Source organism: Paenarthrobacter sp. C1 (assembly GCF_049315185.1).
In the GTDB taxonomy this organism is placed as follows: Bacteria; Actinomycetota; Actinomycetes; order Actinomycetales; family Micrococcaceae; genus Arthrobacter; species Arthrobacter nicotinovorans.
Genome location: NZ_CP186053.1, coordinates 471336 through 489561, shown reverse-complemented (window position 1 = coordinate 489561; position 18226 = coordinate 471336). Strand labels below are relative to the sequence as shown.

General features: G+C 62.9%; 20 protein-coding genes. 2 read left to right on the top strand and 18 right to left on the bottom strand.

Annotation, left to right across the window (positions count from 1 at the left end; genetic code table 11):
- Window positions 1–87: 87 nt before the first annotated feature.
- On the bottom strand, window positions 88–705 hold the full coding sequence (locus ACNAOU_RS25505) for a hypothetical protein (RefSeq protein ID WP_227471667.1): 618 nt from the start codon (window positions 703–705) through the stop codon (window positions 88–90).
- A 30-nt stretch (window positions 706–735) separates the two neighbouring features.
- A complete protein-coding gene (locus tag ACNAOU_RS25500) occupies window positions 736–1419 on the bottom strand; it encodes a ParA family protein (RefSeq protein ID WP_193593918.1) in 684 nt (227 codons plus the stop codon).
- A gap of 1533 nt (window positions 1420–2952) precedes the next feature.
- Between ACNAOU_RS25500 and ACNAOU_RS25495 the strand changes: the two genes are divergently transcribed.
- Window positions 2953–3126, top strand: coding sequence for a hypothetical protein (locus tag ACNAOU_RS25495; protein WP_193593919.1), 174 nt, complete (start codon window positions 2953–2955; stop codon window positions 3124–3126).
- A gap of 115 nt (window positions 3127–3241) precedes the next feature.
- Here ACNAOU_RS25495 and ACNAOU_RS25490 read toward each other — a convergent pair whose 3' ends face one another.
- Window positions 3242–4114 carry a hypothetical protein gene (locus ACNAOU_RS25490; protein WP_193593920.1) on the bottom strand — a complete coding sequence of 291 codons (873 nt, stop codon included), beginning with the start codon at window positions 4112–4114 and terminating at the stop codon, window positions 3242–3244.
- A complete protein-coding gene (locus ACNAOU_RS25485) occupies window positions 4111–4530 on the bottom strand; it encodes a hypothetical protein (protein ID WP_193593921.1) in 420 nt (139 codons plus the stop codon). The genes ACNAOU_RS25490 and ACNAOU_RS25485 overlap by 4 nt, the downstream gene beginning before the upstream one ends.
- 166 nt (window positions 4531–4696) lie before the next feature.
- Between ACNAOU_RS25485 and ACNAOU_RS25480 the strand changes: the two genes are divergently transcribed.
- Window positions 4697–5401: a metallophosphoesterase family protein gene (locus ACNAOU_RS25480; RefSeq protein ID WP_193593922.1), complete on the top strand. Its 705-nt coding sequence runs from the start codon at window positions 4697–4699 to the stop codon at window positions 5399–5401.
- A gap of 55 nt (window positions 5402–5456) precedes the next feature.
- On the opposite strand, the gene ACNAOU_RS25475 is transcribed toward ACNAOU_RS25480, so the two are convergent.
- From ACNAOU_RS25475 to ACNAOU_RS25410, 14 genes are all read right to left on the bottom strand, one after another.
- Window positions 5457–6215 carry a hypothetical protein gene (locus ACNAOU_RS25475; RefSeq protein WP_193593923.1) on the bottom strand — a complete coding sequence of 253 codons (759 nt, stop codon included), beginning with the start codon at window positions 6213–6215 and terminating at the stop codon, window positions 5457–5459.
- 74 nt (window positions 6216–6289) lie between these two features.
- Window positions 6290–6832 (bottom strand): hypothetical protein, encoded by a 543-nt coding sequence (locus ACNAOU_RS25470; RefSeq protein ID WP_193593924.1) that lies wholly within the window; start codon window positions 6830–6832, stop codon window positions 6290–6292.
- Between the two features lie 117 nt (window positions 6833–6949).
- Window positions 6950–7243, bottom strand: a complete 294-nt coding sequence (locus ACNAOU_RS25465) for a hypothetical protein (RefSeq protein ID WP_193593925.1) — start codon at window positions 7241–7243, stop codon at window positions 6950–6952.
- Window positions 7244–7267: 24 nt separating this feature from the next.
- Window positions 7268–7714, bottom strand: coding sequence for a hypothetical protein (locus ACNAOU_RS25460; RefSeq protein ID WP_227471668.1), 447 nt, complete (start codon window positions 7712–7714; stop codon window positions 7268–7270).
- 57 nt (window positions 7715–7771) lie between these two features.
- A complete protein-coding gene (locus tag ACNAOU_RS25455; protein WP_422759246.1) occupies window positions 7772–9247 on the bottom strand; it encodes a BspA family leucine-rich repeat surface protein in 1476 nt (491 codons plus the stop codon).
- Between the two features lie 370 nt (window positions 9248–9617).
- A complete protein-coding gene (locus tag ACNAOU_RS25450) occupies window positions 9618–11288 on the bottom strand; it encodes a DUF4434 domain-containing protein (RefSeq protein WP_193593928.1) in 1671 nt (556 codons plus the stop codon).
- Window positions 11289–11376: 88 nt separating this feature from the next.
- Window positions 11377–12018: a hypothetical protein gene (locus ACNAOU_RS25445; RefSeq protein WP_193593929.1), complete on the bottom strand. Its 642-nt coding sequence runs from the start codon at window positions 12016–12018 to the stop codon at window positions 11377–11379.
- A 24-nt stretch (window positions 12019–12042) separates the two neighbouring features.
- Window positions 12043–12978, bottom strand: coding sequence for a hypothetical protein (locus tag ACNAOU_RS25440; protein ID WP_193593930.1), 936 nt, complete (start codon window positions 12976–12978; stop codon window positions 12043–12045).
- Between the two features lie 58 nt (window positions 12979–13036).
- The gene (locus tag ACNAOU_RS25435; RefSeq protein WP_193593931.1) at window positions 13037–13942 is read right to left on the bottom strand and encodes a hypothetical protein; all 906 of its coding nucleotides are present in this window, start codon (window positions 13940–13942) and stop codon (window positions 13037–13039) included.
- Window positions 13943–14022: 80 nt separating this feature from the next.
- Window positions 14023–14859, bottom strand: a complete 837-nt coding sequence (locus tag ACNAOU_RS25430) for a hypothetical protein (protein WP_193593932.1) — start codon at window positions 14857–14859, stop codon at window positions 14023–14025.
- Window positions 14856–15836 carry a hypothetical protein gene (locus ACNAOU_RS25425; RefSeq protein WP_193593933.1) on the bottom strand — a complete coding sequence of 327 codons (981 nt, stop codon included), beginning with the start codon at window positions 15834–15836 and terminating at the stop codon, window positions 14856–14858. The genes ACNAOU_RS25430 and ACNAOU_RS25425 overlap by 4 nt, the downstream gene beginning before the upstream one ends.
- 43 nt (window positions 15837–15879) lie before the next feature.
- Window positions 15880–16647, bottom strand: coding sequence for an oxygenase MpaB family protein (locus ACNAOU_RS25420; protein ID WP_193594374.1), 768 nt, complete (start codon window positions 16645–16647; stop codon window positions 15880–15882).
- A 95-nt stretch (window positions 16648–16742) separates the two neighbouring features.
- Complete coding sequence (locus tag ACNAOU_RS25415; protein WP_422759245.1) at window positions 16743–17708, bottom strand: hypothetical protein; 966 nt, start codon at window positions 17706–17708, stop codon at window positions 16743–16745.
- The gene (locus tag ACNAOU_RS25410) at window positions 17705–18196 is read right to left on the bottom strand and encodes a hypothetical protein (protein WP_422759244.1); all 492 of its coding nucleotides are present in this window, start codon (window positions 18194–18196) and stop codon (window positions 17705–17707) included. Before ACNAOU_RS25410 ends, ACNAOU_RS25415 begins: the two co-directional genes overlap by 4 nt.
- Window positions 18197–18226: the final 30 nt, after the last annotated feature.

The window sequence follows — 18226 nt, the reverse complement described above, 5'->3', positions numbered from 1 at the left end:
GTCGCGCACACCCGGACTCTGTTAGTCACGGACCACACAGAAAAGGCCCGCTCCCCTACCGGGATGCGGGCCTTACTCCCCCACGCGTTAGTCGCCGTACTGTACAGGTGGTAGGCCGACCGAAGCGCGCAGCTCATCCTCGGTGGTTCCTTGGAGTTCGTGCTTGCGCTCCAGGAGCAGGTCGAGGGCAATGCGCATAAGGGTGTTGTCCGTAATGCGCTCACCCCTCCCCCGCTTCTTGTTGTGGATGGTGACTGTAAGGATTGTCAGGTCTGCAGACTGCCCAGGGTGCAGGCGAAGCTCCTTGCGGATCAGCTCCGTGTAATGGGCCCGGCCATTGGATTCGGCAGGCGGAGCCGGAACCACGGGTGCCTCGGGCTTGGGCTTGCGCCTGGCTGCCGTCGACTTGGTCTTCTTTACCGTCTTGGATTCCTGTACGACCGCGGGAGCTGCAGCAGCAGGGGCGGACTCTTCCTCTTCGGCGTCGTCTTCCTCCTCATCCTCCGGGGCAGCTACTTCTGCCGGGGCGGTGTCGCCGGCGGGTGCTTCGGCATCAGCGGCCTCCGAAGCTTCCGGTTCCGGATCCACGGCTGCGGGAGCATCCGTAGCTTGGTTGTCTTGCTGCACCGCAACCAGTTTGGGCACCTGCGGCTGGTTGGTCACTTCAACCAGTTCTTCGGCCCGGGCCGACAACATGCTGCTCATAGCGCCTAAGCGTGCCATCGCTGCTACTCCTTACTTTCCGGACGCGGCGCCGGCCAGCGTCTTGTTGTTGTTGGCCCAGATGCTCATCAGCTCCAGGCTCAGGTCTTTGTAATCCAAGGCAGCCTTCTGGGCGTGCCTGCTGTTCTCGTAGCCGGTGACCACGGCTCCGGTCAGTGGCGCCCGCTCGTGCACCTTGTAACGGCGGATGATGGTGTCACAGACATTGAGGCCGTGGTTGCGCAGGAACTCCTGGGCATCGGCGGCGTCACCGAGAGAAGTGGTGTCAACTCGTGTGATGACTGCGCGATAATCTTTCCCTGACTTGGCCACGACCTTGTTGTAGGTGTTGATCAGGGGCAGGAGACCCAGGCCGGCGGGCTCGGTCGGCATGAGCACGAAGTCCGAGTTCTCGACGACAGCCTGTAGTACGGCGGTGTTGTCGATGTTGCCCGGGGTGTCCACGAAGACCATGTCGTAGTCGAGTTCTCGAATCCGAAGCAGGTGCGTGGGGTCGGTTTCTGACACGACGTCGAAGGGAAGCTGTTCGTTTTCGGGCAGGCTTTCCGCATTGGCTGCCCAGAGGTCGACCGATCCCTGGGGATCAACGTCGACGACCAGGACCTTGGAATGCTGCGCGGCAATGGCCGCCAGGCTCATCACCGTGGTGGTTTTGGCCGCGCCGCCCTTCTGATTGATGACCGCAACGATCCTCATGGTGGCTTCCTTCTATAGATAACGTCGTCGTGCGCTGAGGCCAGACGGGTTGACGAAGGTACCAATAGTTCATGGGCCAAAAGATGACCTTGATGGAACTCTGGTTCGTTGCCGCCGGGAAGCGCTAAGAAGAAGTTAGCAGGCAACACCTCCCCCATCGTGGAGAACCGCCGTCAGTATTCAAACTCAACGTACGACAGAGCACGTGTGTCCGCGACTCTGTGAGTCTGTGGCGGTTCTTTCTGCGCTCCCGGCAGCGCCTGCAGGGGTTGCTGCGCGCCCGCGGCCCTCGCCGTCTGTATGGCCCTGCTCCAGGCCGCTGCAGAGGGCCATAGTGGCCGACCACTCCCCCGCTCCGCTGACGGTTACTGCTCGCTGTCGCTTTCGGGCCACGTCATGACGCCCTGAGATGCGGGCCGAGAAAGTTTTTACAGAGTCCGTTCATCGGCGTGTCTGTGACTTCGTGTCGCTGTGGCGCCGTGACTGACATGGGCTGTGAGTCTGTTAGTCGGCGACTCTCGGAGTCTTCTGCTGGTTTGGTAGTAACAGAGTCACGTGTCCCCGGGCGCTGTTACGCAGTGAGTCCGTGACTCCGTGCACCATTCCAGGGATTAGCCCCTTTGTGGCCTCGTGGTCCGTGGCACTGTTGGTCTGCGAGTCCGTGGGCCGCGCGGTCCCGGACTCTGTTAGTCGCGTTGTCACAAGGTCATGCGGCCTCTCGGGTCTGCACGTGCACGGGAACCGTGAGTCAGGGACCCTGTTTGTCCGGGACTCTGTCGCACGGCGAGCCTGTAAGTGACAGACTCGCAGGCACCGTCGCGCAGGAAGTTACAGACTCACTCGGGCTGTCGCTATGTTGGTCCCGGACGGTCGTCTGTGAGTCCGTGTGTCACGGACTCTCGTATCACGTGTATCTGTTAGCCGCAGGCTCACCGGGTAGGTGAGTCTGTGAGGAACAGAGTCACAGAGACCGTGCGGCTGCTGGTCTGTGTGTCACAGTCTCCGGGGGCGCTGTAAGTCCGTGGGTCGCAGACTCCGTTACCAAGGGACTCTGGAAGGAACAGAACTACAGTGTCTGTGGCTCTCGGCGTGTGTTGTCACAGGGTCGCCGCGTCTGTGGGTCTGGGTGTCACAGACATCCGCGAGTCTGGCTGTCACAGGGTCACGGGCCCCGCGCATCCGGGGGAAACAGAGTCACTGAGGCCGTGGGTGCGCGGGTCTATGGCCCTAGGGACTCTGGCGGTCAGGCCACTGCCAGCGCCTGTCAGTCTGTATGCAACAGAGTCGCGGACTATGGCGGCCTGAAGGTCGGAGTGCCTGCGTGTCCGCCTGTCTGGCACTCCGTGACTCTGGTAGTTACAGGCTCTCGGAGTGCCTGGAGCCAGTGGATCTGTTCGTAGCCGGTCCTTCAGTCCGTTTGACGGGGTGAAAGGCAGGGTGAAGTCTTCACACCACTGGCCCCTATGGTCCGGGGGCCTCGTAGATTTGTCCTGGACATCAGCGCGGCATGGGGCCGCTCTGTGAGGGGACTTCATGAGCATCGAGGTCAGCTACCGCACTACACTCGCGGGTGACGGATGCGTGTCAGGCACGTGCCTGCGGTCGTCATTTGCAACCTTTGAAGCAATCACGATCGCTGCAACCGTCCGCGCAGCGCAGCGTTCCGGCTGGGCCATCACCGACGAGGCAACCTGCCCGTTCTGCTAACACGCTTTGAGGGTCCGGAGCCAGTGTCCAGGGCTAGTAAACGGTGGACTGAGAGGAGGCCGGCGGAACGGATCCCGGGGCCTACTAGGAGCGCACAGCGCCGCTGACCTGATGGCTACCAGGCGCCGTCGTCGAACGTCTCGCCGATGATCGTGTTGATGTTCGTTTCGCCATCGGCCAGGAGCCGGGTGAAACGCTTCTCGCGGTAGCTGTCCTCCCTGTGGGGGATACCATCAGCCAGCCGGACAGCAGCCTGGGAGTACGCGAGCAGGGCACCCTGCTTCGTCCACTCGGCCGTACCCCAGTCGCGCTGGGGGATGGATCCGTTGTGGGTCTGCATTTCGACAGCCCGGGCCGTGAAGTAGCCGGCCAGACGGCGTGCCCGCAGCGAGGTCAGGGGTGCCGACGTGCGCTTCTTGATCTCAGCAGCGGAGAGTGCCTCATGGTCGGCGCCAAGCGGCAGGCCGAGCTTCAGCACTTCACCGCGGCTGCGTCCGATCGTCTCCGGATCAGCGTCAGCGTTCATCAGCGCTGCGGCCACCTCTGCCTCGCCAAAGGCGACGCCCTGGAAGTAGGTGTCGCCACTGCGGTTGGCGGAGTCCAGGGCGTTGCGCATCCGGACGAAGCTTCCCCGAAGGGCGCGGTCCGCCTGTGCCTGGTCGATCTTAGGGGTCTCCGGGTCGGGGTCGTAGTCCACCGCCGGCATGACCGTGTCTAGGTATGCCTCCCACGGCACGACACGGTCGGCTTTCAGGTGCAGCGAGCCGCCGCCGTCCAGGTCGACGGTCACGTTGCCGTTGCGGTCCTTGCCGGCCTCGGAGATGGTGCCGAACTCGTTTCCGGCCATGACACGCGTGCCGGGGGACATGCCGAACACGTCCTCCGATTCCTTTAGCAGCTGCAGTTGGATGGATGGATCAGCGTGCGTGCTCGCAGCGAACTGGCCGCCGGCCGGGATCCCCTTGGGCTGCCGGGCAGTGACGGTCATGAGCGGACGTCCTTGAGGGCGTAGACGCCGTCCTCGATGTCCTCGTTCTGCAGGTCGATGAGGTGCTGGCCGAGGCCGTGGCCCGTAGCTTCGGGGTTTGCGGAGCCGGGTTCCTGGTGCTCGGCTACGACGTAGCGGTCGATGGCGAGCCGGAGGAGCCGGTCGTCGTTGCGGAGATCACGGACCACGACGCCGGCGTCGCCAAATTCGCCACGCTCCAGGGCGTCGTAGATCGCTGACCGGGCGACCCGTGCTTCGTCCAGGTGGTTCAGACGGTCGCTGAGGAGTTCAGCATGGGAGTGTGCCTGGAACGAGGGCTGTGCCGTCAGGACGGTGCCGGGCTCGGCATGGGCGGTCGCGGCGAACTGGCCACCTGCGGGAATGCCTTTGGGCTGGCGGGCCGTAATCGTAGTCATACCCGGAACGTGTGCGGCTCGATGCATTTCCGCCGGCACGGGGGAGTGCGGACATCGCCTGTGCCGCACACATGATGGGAATGGAAACACTGATGCGGCTCGGGATTGAGCCCGACGAGATTCGCAAGATCGCTGTCGCGGGGGACTGGCACGGCAACACCGCTGGATGCGCCAGGCACTGACCTGCGCCGCACGGGACGGCTACAAGGTGATCGTCCATGTCGGGGACCTGAAGGTACTCTGGTACGACGAGTACCCGGACTACCCCGAACCCGGCGGTTTCACCGCGGAGTTGGCCCGCCTGCTGGAGGAACTGGGCCTGGCCTTCATCTTCGTCGACGGCAACCATGACGTTCACCCGAAGTTGCGGGCCCTGCTATTGAATATGGACGGGTTCGGAGTCATCAGCGACCGGCTGCTGTACGCCCCGCGGGGGCACCGGTGGAACTTCGGGGGAGTGCGCTTCGGGGCGCTCGGCGGTGCGTACTCGATAGACCGGTACCGCGGCACTGAAGGACGGGACTGGTTCCTGGAAGAGACAACCGTCCCAAGCGACGTCGGGTTGCTGGGGACGGAGCCGCTGGATGTCCTCATCACCCACGATGTGCCGGCGGGCATCGACGTGGAGACCATGTTCGACCTGCCCGAGGCGCTCGAGCGCGAGTCTTACATTGTCCGCTCCCTGCTCCGTGACGCGGTCCGAAACACTGAGCCGAAGCTGGTCTTCTCTGGCCACTGGCACCAGCGCCGTACCGGGCTCATGCCGGGCCTGGAAACCCGAGTGCACGTCCTGGACAAGGAGTACAAGGCAGGCAATCTCGTCTCTCTGGACCTGGACAGCCTGACCGTCGAGGACTATAAGCCAGTCTGATCCTCAACATGACAGAGGGCCCGTCCAGCGTGTGCCGGACGGGCCCTCTCGTTTTCTACTCTGGCTGCTTGGTCACCGTCAGGAGGGTGTTGACCCGGTCCTTGAGGTTCTCCAGCACCTCGAACTGCCGGTGCTCATCGAAGCTGTTGTTGTCTTCCAGGACGTCTTCCATCGCAGCGACGCCGTGGTTGGCGGCCTCCACCAGGTCAGTCTGCTCATCCGAGGAGAGCGTCCGGGTGCGGGGGTCATGCTCTTCGGCGATGAACGGGTCGGGGGCGTTCAGGGCGGCCTGGAGGTTGATGTCCACTGTCTTGCGCTGGCGCTTACCGGTTCCGTGGATGAAGCCGACGCCTTCGGTCCAGCTGTCGTCATGGAAGTCAAGATCGGCAACGAGTTCCCGGATGTCGGGGCCGTCCTGGACCATCTGCTCGAACATCCACTCGTCGTCGTAGTCGGCCTGTGTGGTGTTCAGCTGCAGGAGACCTCCGTCGGCGTTGGCGATGGAAACAGGTGCGTATTCGTCCCGGCCGTCCTCGTCGGCGCCGACGCGGAGCGTGGCTGCGCCGGGAAAGCGGGCCAGGACCGTGGCCGCAACGCTGCGCAGCGAGTGTGCGGACTGGATCCGTTCCAGCCGCTCCAGCTGCTCGTGGATCCGGCGCCGCTTGGCGAAGATCGCTTCGCGGCCAAGGAAGTGCTCTGTCACGGTCTTCGGGTTCGCCGGGACGAGCTCGAGGCTTGGTTCGGCATGGGCGGTGGCGGCGAACTGGCCCCCGGCGGGGATGCCCTTGGGCTGGCGGCTGATGTCTGTGGTCATGCCTGGGATGTGTACGGCTGGGACGCAAAAGTGCCGGGACGGTGGCGCCCCGGCACTTATTGGCAGCAGCTGTCTCAGTCCTTCTGTTCGTCGGGGAGTGAGGCGTTCAGTGCCGCGTGCAGGTCAATGTCGACGGTCTTGCCGTCGAACTTGCTGTTGGTGATCTCCCCGATCTTATGGGCCCAACGGTCGTCCCTCGGGTTGAACTCCCAGACCAGCTCCTGGATCTGCGGACCGTTTGGAGTCATCTCGTGGCACGTCCACGCGTCATCGTCGTCCACATGCTCCAGCACGGTGCCGTCGGCCGCGGTGATCGAGATGGCGTCGAACTGGTTTTCGCCGTCCTGGTTCTCCGCGACCCTGAGCGTTGCGGCGGTGGGGTACTTGGCCAGGATGGAGGCCGCGACTCCACGGGCGGAGAGACGCTGGGCGAGGATGTCGAGGCCATCGTAGTCGTCCCGGGCATCGTCCCGGCGTTCCCTGACGGCGTCGCGCTGCGCCACGAATTCCTCGATGCTGGTCGAACCGGCCGGCAAGGTGATCTGCGGTTCAGAGTGGGTGGTTGCGGCGAACTGGCCTCCGGTGGGGATGCCCTGGGGCTGTCGTGCGGTGGTCATTGTCCTGCTTTCTGCTGGTCTGGTCAGGCGGAGAATTTGTGGTCCATGTCGATGACGAATGTGCTCGTCTCCGTGTCGTAGCCGACGCCTTCGTGCTCGTAGCTGAAGAAGCCGCTGCTACCCGGTACAGGTGGACGGCCGCGCCGGGGTCGAGCTGGTCATCGCCCTCTGTGCGGCGGAGGTGCCAATGTTTGTCGTCCGGGGTGATGTCGTTGCCGTCCTTCCCTTGGCCAGGGCGAAGGATGCTGCCGCAACGATGACGACGTCCAGGGCCCGGCCGAGCAGGTATCCACGCAGGCTCTGGGGAACGTAGTGCCTGCCGGTGGACTCGTGAGCCCAGGCTTTCTTGCCCAGCGCAGGGTCGACGAGGGTGTGGGCGGCGTGCCGGGCAGACATGGCGGCTGTCGTCATGTGGGGCCTTTCAGTTGAGGCGGGTCAGACGTAGATGAAGGTGACCGGGGCGATCTTGCCTCCGTCATCTCCGGTGTCGAGGGTGTCGGTGTCGCCGTCGAGGTCCACGGAGAAGTTGCGCCGGCCCTGGCCGCTGAGCGTGACGGCGGCGCCCCATTCACTGACCAGAACGACACCGTTACCGTGGGCCTGGTCGGCGGCGGGGTAGTAGTCGAAGGTGTCGGCTTCGAAGCCGCGTTCCTTTGCCCAGACCTCTGCGGCCTCATGCCGCCTCCAGCCGGGTTCCTTTTCCACGGCAGCCCACACTTCGCGTGCGGCCTGGAGTGCCGGTGCGGAGACCTGGTATTTTCCGAGCGGGGCCAGCTCTGGTGAGGTGGCGAGGCAGATTCGAGGCTCTGCATGGGGGACAGCGGCAAACTGTCCGCCTGTGGGGACGCCTTGGGGTTGGCGTGCGGGGTTCATTGTCGTCATACCCATGAGGTGTGCGGCTCACCGTAAACCCGCCAACGAAAGGCGGGGCTGCGTTCGCTAGCGGACGGTCGGCCAAAATTCCCGGGGGAACTGTGCTGGGAACCCAGCTGTGTCCCATGACGGGAGGCTGTCCTTCCAGGAACTGAGGTCCTGGTTGAAGGATGCAGCACCTGTGAACATGTTCCCCTTCATTGTTACCCGGTCGACGTTCCAACCATCCAGCGGCTGGTTGAAGGAGGAGGCGCCTGCAAACAAGTAGGCCATATTTTCGACGTTACGGGTGTCCCAGGCTCCAATGGGCTGGTTGAACGCAGAAGCGCCTTCGAGCATGCCGCTCATGGTAGTTACTTTTCCGGTATTCCACTTGCCGATGGGCTGATTGAAGGAGGATGCGCCAGCAAACATCATGGATGTGCTCGTGACATTGCTGATGTCCCAATCGCCGATCGGCTGGTTGAAAGCGGGGGCGTTGGCAAACATCCAGATGAGGCTGTTGGCCTTGCTCGTGTTCCAGGTGCCGATTGGTTGGTTGAACGAGCTAGCACCAGAGAAGACCATTCGCATGTCGTTCACGTTGTGGGTGTCCCACGATCCCACGGGCTGATTAAAGGAAGTAGCGGACGAAAACATGCTGCCCATCGTCGTGAGCTTGCTTGTGTTCCAACCGCCGATGGGCTGGTTGAACGTGCTGGCGCGGTAGAACATCATGCCCATATCGGTGACGCTGCCGGTGTCCCAGCGGCTGATGTCCGCGTTGAAGGCTTGAGCGTCATTGAACATTGAACGCATGCTGGTGACATTGCTGGTGTCCCAGTCGCTGATGTCACCGTTGAAGGCCTGTGAGTAGTAGAAGGCGGCGGTCATATCGGTTACGGTGGTCGGCGGTTTGGCAACATCGGTCAGGCGCGGGGCTATCGCGAAGCCGCCGACTATTGATTGCACCCCGGTACCTTCACCCCATTCGTCGACAGAAGTTATGCAGTCCCTCGACCAGGGCAGCGCCGCCGTGAGCGCCGCGTTCGTCCCCGTCCACTGTGTAAAGGTCCCGGAGAGAGCGATCTTCTGGGAGGGGCTGGGGCTGGCGTATGCGTGCGTGGGACGGATACTCATTGGATCCGTTGTTCCGTCTCCCCAGTCGATGGTCCCGGAAACGGCACCGTCGATCGGCAGTTGGATCGTCCCGCAACCTGGAGCGGATGTATTCCATGTCGACACCATTGCGATGCTGGGCGTCCGGGGGCTTTCTCCTGCCAGTTTTTGGAGGTCTCCGCATCCGCTGGTGTCCCCAGACCTGTATTCGGTAATTTCCCCGTTCATACTGTCGGTCCAAAAGACCTTCCCGGTGGCGGACGTGCTTGTTGCTACGAAGCAGCTACCGAGCTGGCCGGCTTCTGCAGCGAGGCCGTCGCTTTCGGAGAGGACTTCGTGATCAACAAGCACCTGATAGTCCTGGTATCCGGTGAGACCGTGTATGTTCTGTGGCGCCGTGTCCTGACCGCCTATGGCCTTGACGGTCTTCTCCGCATCGGCCAACGCCTTCAGGTCCTGCCTCGCCGCAAGGTCCTGGGACCAGGGGATGACGCCGAAGAGGGTGGCCAGAACCCCCAAGGCGAGGATTGCGACCACCGCAGCGCCGACAATGATGGACGGCAGGTCGAAGGCGCCAGCTTCGTTTTTCAATGGGCGATGCAAGACGCCTCCTTGGTTGTGGGTGGAGTATTCGGTAACGAACTGTCAGTTGATTTTCGCGAGGTGAATCAAGCACTCGGGCCGTGTTGAGTCGGGGAAGCTGGATCCTCGCGAGTCATCAGTGAGGGTGTTCGGGATAGAGACTGGACCGACAGCAGCGACCCTTTGGGGAGACTGGTGTTCGCAGGGCCATATGCTGCTGCCGGTTCTGTTCCTAGTAGAGCTTGGAGTAGAAGGATGAGTTGGTGGCGCCCGTCGAGTTCGTGATGTTCACCATGTAGTAGGAACCTGCAGGGACGGATACGGGTCCAAGATTGAAGGAGGCCCTTTCCATTCGCTTATCCAGGCCGGTTCGGGCACCGAATGTCACGTCGATCCACTCGAGGTTGGCTGACTTCGTTTCTGCCTTGCGGCCCTGGTTGAGCAATTTCACTGAGACCTTGGAACCGGACAGGTTGTAGCCACTGACAATGATCTGTCCGCTTGCGGAAAGGCTGGTGTCGCTGATGATCGGCTCGTTACCCCTTGCGGTCAGGTCTTGGGCCAGCGTGTTACTGCCTGGGGCTACTGCGCAGATGAAGTAGTTGTCCCACATGAACGAGATGTTCTTCGATGTCGTGGTGCCCACGGCCTGGACTTGACGGTCGAGGCGGGACTTCGTGGTCTTGCCACGAAGCTGGTTGTCGCAGTTGTTGGCGGTCTTGTCGTTGGTCGGTGCCATGCCCTCCAGGTTGGACCACAGGCTGGCACCAGTACCCTTGACACCTTCTGCGGCGGCTTTGAAGTATTCGCTGACTGGGGCAACGTACTTGCTTCCCCAGGTGCCACTGCCAACGTAGGCTTCGGCGAAGGGATCAACGCTCAAACCAGCCTCGTTGCCCATGTAGGCCGCTCCCTTGGACGTTCCCATGCCGTCCTGAATGGCGATGCTGAGATGGATCCCGGAATTGGTGTCAGCGATCTTCTTGGCCGCGTCGCGGGCCTGGTCAGGAGTCAGGGCGCCCTTGCCGATGCGGGCATCAATGTACGGGCTGACGAGAGCTTCCCGGCCCGGCATGTACTTCTTGATGGCAGCGTTTTGCATCCGGTAGACATCAAGGATGGGGTCGTAATGCGCGGAGGGGGTCATCGGCATTTCGGTGTGGTGGTAGAAGCCAGCCAACCCAGCAACGTCGTTCCGCGATGCATGGAACATCACGAAGCGCTCCGTGAATTTCTGCAGGGTGGCGCTGTAAGACATGTCTGGCAGCCAGGGAGTGAAGGTGTCCTTCGCGGGTGCCGGCAGACCGACATAGAACTTCATGCCCAGCGAAGTTGCTGCCGCCGCCACGGACAGGGCCGGGTCGGCGTTGGTGACAGAACCACCGTAGGTGGCAACCAGGTCGTACGCATTGTTCGAGGAGGTGCAACCGTTGTCGATGGTCGGGATGAGCAACAGGGTGTAGGACTGACCGTTGTTCACAAAGGATTTGTCCTTGGCGCACTTTATCGCCGTCCCCGAGATGCGGCTGTAGTTCTCGAAGGTGAAGGCGCGGTTGATTTTGTAGCCGGCTGTCACAGCAGTGACGCATGAGCTCCCATTGATCTTGCAATCATTGAAATTGGGATTGACTTTGTCGCCCGTAACCAGCTGTCCGGCACTGTTGATGGTCGCTGGCCGGAGTGTGTTGCCGAAGGTGATGACGGTGTCGCCGCCGACGGCCTTGATGGCCTTCAGCTTGTCGACGTTCAACGCGTCGGTGGTCTTGGCATTGATGAAGAAGCCGCTGATCGGATACTTGTTTATCGGTGTGGCGTGGGCGGGCGCACCGAGGGTGCAGGCCAGGAATGCTGTAGCCATCAGACCGCCCACGATCCGTGCGGACCGTTGTGCGAGTTTACTCATGACTGGGATGTGTGCGGCGGTCCCTGAAAAGGGCAGCATTCAGCGCCGGAAGAGCTTCTTCCGGCGCTTCTACACCACTCCGGAAACCTCAGAACGGCTCGTAAACGGGGCGCTCATAGGGCACCCGGTCCGCATCAGTGCCGGTAGCCATGAAGATCTCGCCGTCACCGAACGGCCGGAACCGGTTCTTCTCGGTCGGGCAGACAAAGGTCACCTTGCCGCCCTCGTCACACCGGGTGGTGATCTTGTAGGAGGCATCTGCAACGATGACCGCCTCGGCGCCCGGACCGACGTCCACGGAGTTGCCCCAGTTCGAAAGTGGGCGCACGATCGCGGTGCCGGAAACCACCTTCAAGTTGGGGATGCCTGAGCGGACATCAACGATGATGGGGCGGCCGTCCTTGGGCCCCACGATCTCGACGCGCTCCCCGGGCTCCGTGTCAGGGGAGCTGTACGCTTCCAGGCGCACCAGTCGAATCTTCCCGCCGGCTTCGCCCCGGGTGTTTTTCAACAGCCGGCGCGCCTCGGACTTGGTGGCCGGGTGTTTTTCTTCGATCACCGCGCCGGGGCCGGCGAGGGCTTCGAGTTCACGGGCGTAGAGGTGGGAGTCGGAGACGAATTCGGCGCGGCCGCCGACCAGAACGATGCCAGGTTCGGCGTGGGTGGTGGCGGCGAACTGGCCTCCGGCAGGGATGCCCTTGGGCTGGCGTGCTGTTGGTGTGGTGGTCATGGTTCTGATGTGTGCGGCTGACACTCAGGTGCGCCGGTTGTAGGGGAGGGGACCGGAAGTGCCGTACTGGACCTCGACGGTGCCAGTGCCCTCGGTGAAAGCCAGGAAGCGGTCCGTTTCGGCTTCGCAGCGGAACAGGGCGTGACCGCTGTCTTCAACGTGGACCCTGACATGCGCGTCGGGGGAGGAGACGATGGTGGCCCGGGCGCCGGACCCGATGACGAGGTGGTTGCCGGCAGAGGAGTCCGCACGGATGACCGCAGTGCCGGCAGCGACTCGGAAGTGGTGATTGGTGGACCCGGTGTGAACGATCAGCGGACGGCCGTCGGCTGGGCCTGCGACTTCGACGTAGCCATCGCGTCCGTGGTCCGGAGTGGTTTCGTGGTGCAGTTCCAGGTGCAGGACCTCCCCGTCGGGAAGCCCTGCCCGGTTGTTGAGCAGGGACGCAGACTCTGCCTTGTTTTCCGGCTCGACCTCCCTGATGGGCGCACCTCCCGCCGCGTGCTCTCCGGCGGTCAGGAACAGTCGGTGGACGCGGACCGGCCGGCCCTGTGCGTTGGCGTTCGCGGCGACGGCGGCCCCCATCTTGTCCAGGAAGCTGGAGAGGACTTCGAAGGTGATTTCCTGGCCGCCGCATGTCGCGGTGTAAACCTGGCCCTCGTCCACTTCGTAGTAGACCGATTCGATCGTCATGGTGACCAGCGCCTCGGGGTCCTCGACACCTAGGTAGGCGCGGAGCTGGCTGTCGAATTCCGGGGAGGTGGTCATGGCGTGGAGCGTGCTCTCACTGCCGTCAGCGTGGATGTGCTCGGCGACGATTTCTCCGTAGGCCACCGATGATCCGGGCAGGATGACGGGAGCCTCTTGGCGGAGAGCAATGCCGGACTCGGTGCGAGCGGTGGCGGCGAACTGGCCGCCGGCGGGGATGCCCTTGTGCTGGCGTGCTGTGGCTGTGGTCATGATTCTGATGTGTGCGGCTCGGGCCGCCCGGCGCCGAAACACCGGGCGGCCCGGACGGTCAGAAGGTCCAGGTGTCGTCGTCGATGATGCCCCGCGCTTTCAGGGCAGCTGTCGCCTTGTCCTGGATGCTGTAGTGGTCCTCCGGGTCACCGTGGTGTTCGAACTCGATGCTGGTTCCGTCCTCGTCGTACATGGCATAGTTGCCGCCGCCGAGGTTGTCGACGCTGTACGTGGACAGGCCCTCCTCGCCCATGACCTCGAAGTCGAAGATCTGGTTGGACTCGTCCGTGGCGTCGTCGACGTCATCCGGTGCATCGTCCTGCGGCCCGTGAACGGCGTCTTCCGGGTGCTGGCGCATTCCCCAGTACCCGTCCGCTCCTGAGAGCACCAGGCCGGCGGCGAGGTGTCCCCGGTGCCAGGCGCCAGACGGTGTGTGCTTGAGCAGCTTGCGCCAGTGCTCCCGGTCCTTGCCGGAGGTGCGCTTGGTTCCGGAGATCTGCAGGGCGTGGTCGGCGACGTAGACCGGTGTCCCACCGGGTTCGAACCGGTCCAGGGAGGGGTCGTAATGATCCATGCGGCTCTCGTAGAGCGCAGCGACCCCGGTGCGAAGGCCCGCGACGAAGTCGTCGTAGGCGGGGTCTTTGGTTTCCAAGGCCCGGGCCATCGCCCATTCGTGCCAGGCGTGGAACGCGTCGCGGCGCTGGGCGTTGACGACTCCGCGGGAGAGGGGCCCATCCATGACGGTGCCGACTGCGGCGTCAATGGAGGCATCCTCGCCGAACACCCATTCCTCGGGCCGGGGTTCGGGACAGCGGGCGTGCCGGCCCAGGAAGGCGCCCTCGGGCAGGTCCAGCCCGGCGGCAGGGGTGGTGGCGAGGATGACGTCAGGTTCGGCGTGGGCGGTGGCGGCGAACTGGCCGCCGGTGGGGATGCCCTTGGGCTGGCGGTTAGGGGTGCTGGTCATGCCTTGAGTGTGTGCGGCTGCTGTCCAGGCACGGCAAAGGGCCCCGCCGAAGCAGGGCCCTTCCTCTGGACGTACAGCGGTCAGCCGGCGGGCCGGAAGGCGATCGCTTCCCCGACGGTGATGGTCCGTCCGTCAAGGAAAGTGTTGAAGTCGTCCTCGTTCCGGTAGCGGAAAACCTCGTGGCTTGCCGCGTAGACCTCCTCGCCGTCGACGGAGTTGCCGTCTTCGTCCCAGGCTGCCGCGACCTCCAGGCGTCCTCTTTCGTCCACGGTGAGTTCGAACGAGTCGATGACAGGGCAGGCTGCGCGCAGCTCCTGGGCGGCACCGATCATGTAGACGTTCTGCAGCTCCTGGTTTGCGGCAGCCAGGCGCTCCGAGGCGGCGACCACGTAGGCATCCCGTGTCTTCCGGTCGCTCAGGTCGGGCCCGGCAGCGGCGGCGGGGTCCTTGCCGAGCGCGTGGGCGAGGACAATGTCGTGGACAGCCGGCTGGTGCGAGGCCTCGATCATGATGCCGTACGTGGATGAGTCGATCCGCTGGTGGACCTTCTCTCCCCATTCGAGGGCCTTTTCCTGGTCCTCCTCGTCGAAGTCTTCCCACGGGTTGTTGCCGTTGTCGGCGTCGTTGATGGTTCCGTCGCTGTCCGAGTCCCAGAAGGTCATCATCTTGTTCTCGACGGTGATGTTCGTTTCGCATTTGCCGTCGCTGAAGTCGAAGGTTACTTCCGGGTCCGGCAGACCGGCCGGCCACTCGGGCAGTTGGTCGAAGCTGGCGTTGCGCAGTTCGATAGCGCCGGTCAGCGGGGCGGTGTAGGTTTTGTCTCCGGCAGGGGAGAGGTGAATGGTCGGTTCGGACCGGGAGTCCGGGGCGAACTGGCCGCCGGTGGGAATGCCCTGTGGCTGGCGTGCGGCGTTCATCGGGCACCCTCGATGCTGGCAGACTCCGCTGCCCAGCGGGGTGCGTCCAGGTCCTTGGCGGACTCGTTGAGGAGGGCGCCGAAGAAGTTCTTAGCGTGGGCGTGGAAGTCGCCGTTGTCCGGTTCGCTGTGCAGGCCTTCGAAAACGGCTGCCATTTCCCAGTCAGCGGCCACACCGTCCAGGCGCTGGCTGTCCCGGTCCACCGTGGTGGTTCCGGTCTTGAAATCGTGCCGGAGGGTGGTCCACATGCCGTCGTCGTTGCTGGCCAGAATTTCGCCGTAGGGGTTTCCGTTGGCGTCCTTCTCTACAGTGACCTCGCGCAGCTCGTAGAAATCGCCTGAGCGCAGGCCGCCGGGCATGTTGTAGTTCGCGTCGGTGACCGCCACGGTCCAGAGCGCATCCCGGACGGAGGCGACCGCTGACTCGGGCGTCACATCCTCGGCCGCCGTTTCAATGTGGAAGGAAAAGTCGTCGTCGCGGTCCTCGTTCCAGACGATGAAGTCACCATCTTCGTTGCGGCTGAGCACGAGCTCGCGTCCACTGTCAGAGGTATAGGTCCAGGCGCCGTCGGCGATGTCCGGGTTGGACCCGGTGTAGGGCGCGAGCTGTCCGGTGAGCCCTCCGGCGGCGACCTGGTCCGTAAGCTCATCGCCGGTACCGGTGACTTGCAGCGGTCGCTGGCCGTTGTTGAAGACCGCGTCGATGCCGCGGATGTCCTCGATGGTGCAGCCGTTGGCTGCTGCCAGTGTGGCGGCGTTCTCGTCGTAGACCGCCGTGGGGCTGTTTTTCATCAGGGCCGCGATGTAACCGGCGGAGGAGTGAGTGACGCCGGCGCGGGCTGCGGCACCCATCTCAGCCAGAGCGGCCTGGTGGTCGGCTGCCCGCGAAAGATCCACAACCGGGTCTGCGTGGGTGGTGGCGACGAACTGGCCGCCGACAGGGATGCCCTTGGGCTGGCGTGTGATGTTTTCGGTCATGCCCTGTTTGTGTACGGCTGCGCGACACTTTGTGTGGCCGAGGTCAGCTCGGTCCGATCTCCTCCAGCTGGTACCCGTTTGGGTAGACCGCAGATCCGGACGTGCCCGGGATGAACGCCGGCTGGGACGGTACTTCCTTGAACCTGGTCATGAAGCCCCTCGCGCGAACGATCATGTCGAATCCACGCTTGAATACCGGGTTGACCGGCTTCATTCCCAGGGCGGCAGAGACCTCCGGTTTGTCCATCATCAAAGCCAAGACAGTCCTGGTTCTGCTTTTCAACGGCCCGGGCAGGGTCACTGCCAGGGCTTCAGCCGTGGCATCCATAAGTGCCGCACCCTCGGGGCTGGCTTTCATGTTCCGGTTTTCGTAGTCGTCCAGGAAAGCGGCGGCTTCAGCGAATGAGTGTGGTGCTTCGGCAAGACCCATCCTGGAACCAAGTTCGGTATAGAACGCCAGGGATGCTTCCCGCTCCGCTTCAGTTAGTTTCCGCCAGGCGTACCGGTCCGCCCATCGGACTGGAATGACCAGAAGGGTCATCAGAACGTAGAGGAAATCCTCGGAGCTTCCAGGAACGCTGCGGTGAACGCGGCGGAGTAACTCGACCATCGCGCTGCCGCGTTCGCTGTCGAAGCCGTTGACAATAATTTCGTGGATGACGATGCCGGTGTCGTAGGAGCGTTTCATTGGGCGGGCTGTTGTCTCGCCCCTGGAGACCAGTGTTTTTGCGATTGTGGGAATGGCGAAATTTCGGTAGTACGCGATGAAGAATCCGGCCCGAAATTCTGACTTAAACGTGTGCAGGACCATGTCCCGGTACAGGTCGAAGGCTGCAGCCGTATTCCTATCAGCAAGTCGCGAGGGGTGTGTGAAGCGCAAAGTGATCCTAGGGAGTTAGTGTCGGGTCAGTGAGAGTGTTCGAGGTCTAGCCGCCGTTCGACGCTGAGGATGTAGTCGCGTTCTTCAGCGGTGAGGACACTGCTGCTTCCCGCAGCCAGTTCTGCGTCCCAAATTTCGACAACCATGCGATGCAACCGGTCCTGAGCCGGGGCCGTTTCGTCGGCACCCAAGGCGCGGTTCGTCCCGACACATCCAAGAGCTCTATCGTGGATTGGCCTGATTTGCTTCAGGGTATCTACTTCCCATCGGGCTATCCGCAACCTGTCGCGTCGCCCGATAATTGAGGTCAACGTGAGCCCGATCCCCACAAGCGCGATGCTGGTCAGTTCAAGGAGCTTGTAAGTGGGGGTGTCGCGGAGGTTGAACGTCGGTATCACCGTGGTCGCCAAAGATAGAGCTTCAACGCCCATGACGAACATGGTGATCGCACCGATTCCACAGCCAGTCCCGACGAGTGTGAAGCTTCGCCGGAACGTCCCGGACATGCGGGGGATAAACCTTAGGCAGGTGTAAGCAATCTCGGCGCAAACCCAAGCCACATACCAGTCAACGGTCAGCGAGAACAGGGCCGGCATCAGCTCGGCACCGTAATCGTCGCTCCACTGCGTTGTTGTCTGGGTCGGGGCGGAGAGGATGAACGTAACGGTCTGGGCGGCCAGCGCAAGGAACAGAGGGATTCGGTGCAGGCTTGGTCTCTGGCTGCTGCTGGTTTCCGGGGACACGGCATCGATGATCGCGGTCCGCAGGAACCACAGCCCAAAGACCATGAGGCTTTGCAGCACTAGTTTGACTACGTTGGTTCCGCCGAGCAGGCCATCGAGCGGAACATAGATCGGAGGGTAGATGAGTACCGCCGACAGGCTCGCGAAAACCGCGGCGAAAAAGACAGTATCGGAGCCCTTGCGCCGCAGCGCTGGGATCCGGGCGGTCGCCAGCATGGCCAGGGCGACTGCCATAAGAAGCGAAGTCACCCGAAGACACCTGCAAAGTTCCCAGGCTGACCTGCGCTGAGACGTTGTGAGCGGCGGATGCGTGCGGCGAGGCGGTCCGCGAGGAGCTCTGCGGTGACTTCGAACTCGTCGAGGAAGTCTGAGCGTTTCAGCGCCATGATGACCCTGTCTGGCTCCAGGTCCGGAAAGAACATCCGGGCGTACTCCGGCGATACCGCTTCTTGTTGGTGGCGGAGGATCATGTGCGCGAATTCGTGAAGAACGATTTGCAGCCTATGCATTTCCGAGGCAGCTGCGGCGTGGAGGATCAGATCTATGTCATCCAGGCCGAACCAGAGGCCGCATACTTTGTCGGTCGGGGTATCTTCCATGGGCTCGATGACAATCTTGCGGCCGCGAAGAATCTCAAGATGTCGCTGTGTCGATCGCAACGAAACCGGCTCGGTGAGCATCAGGCTGTCTTCTGCTTCCTTGGCCCGAGCGCGGGCTGCGGCGTAGTCCATGGGCATGGTTCCTTGTGTGTTTCGATGAGACCGTGA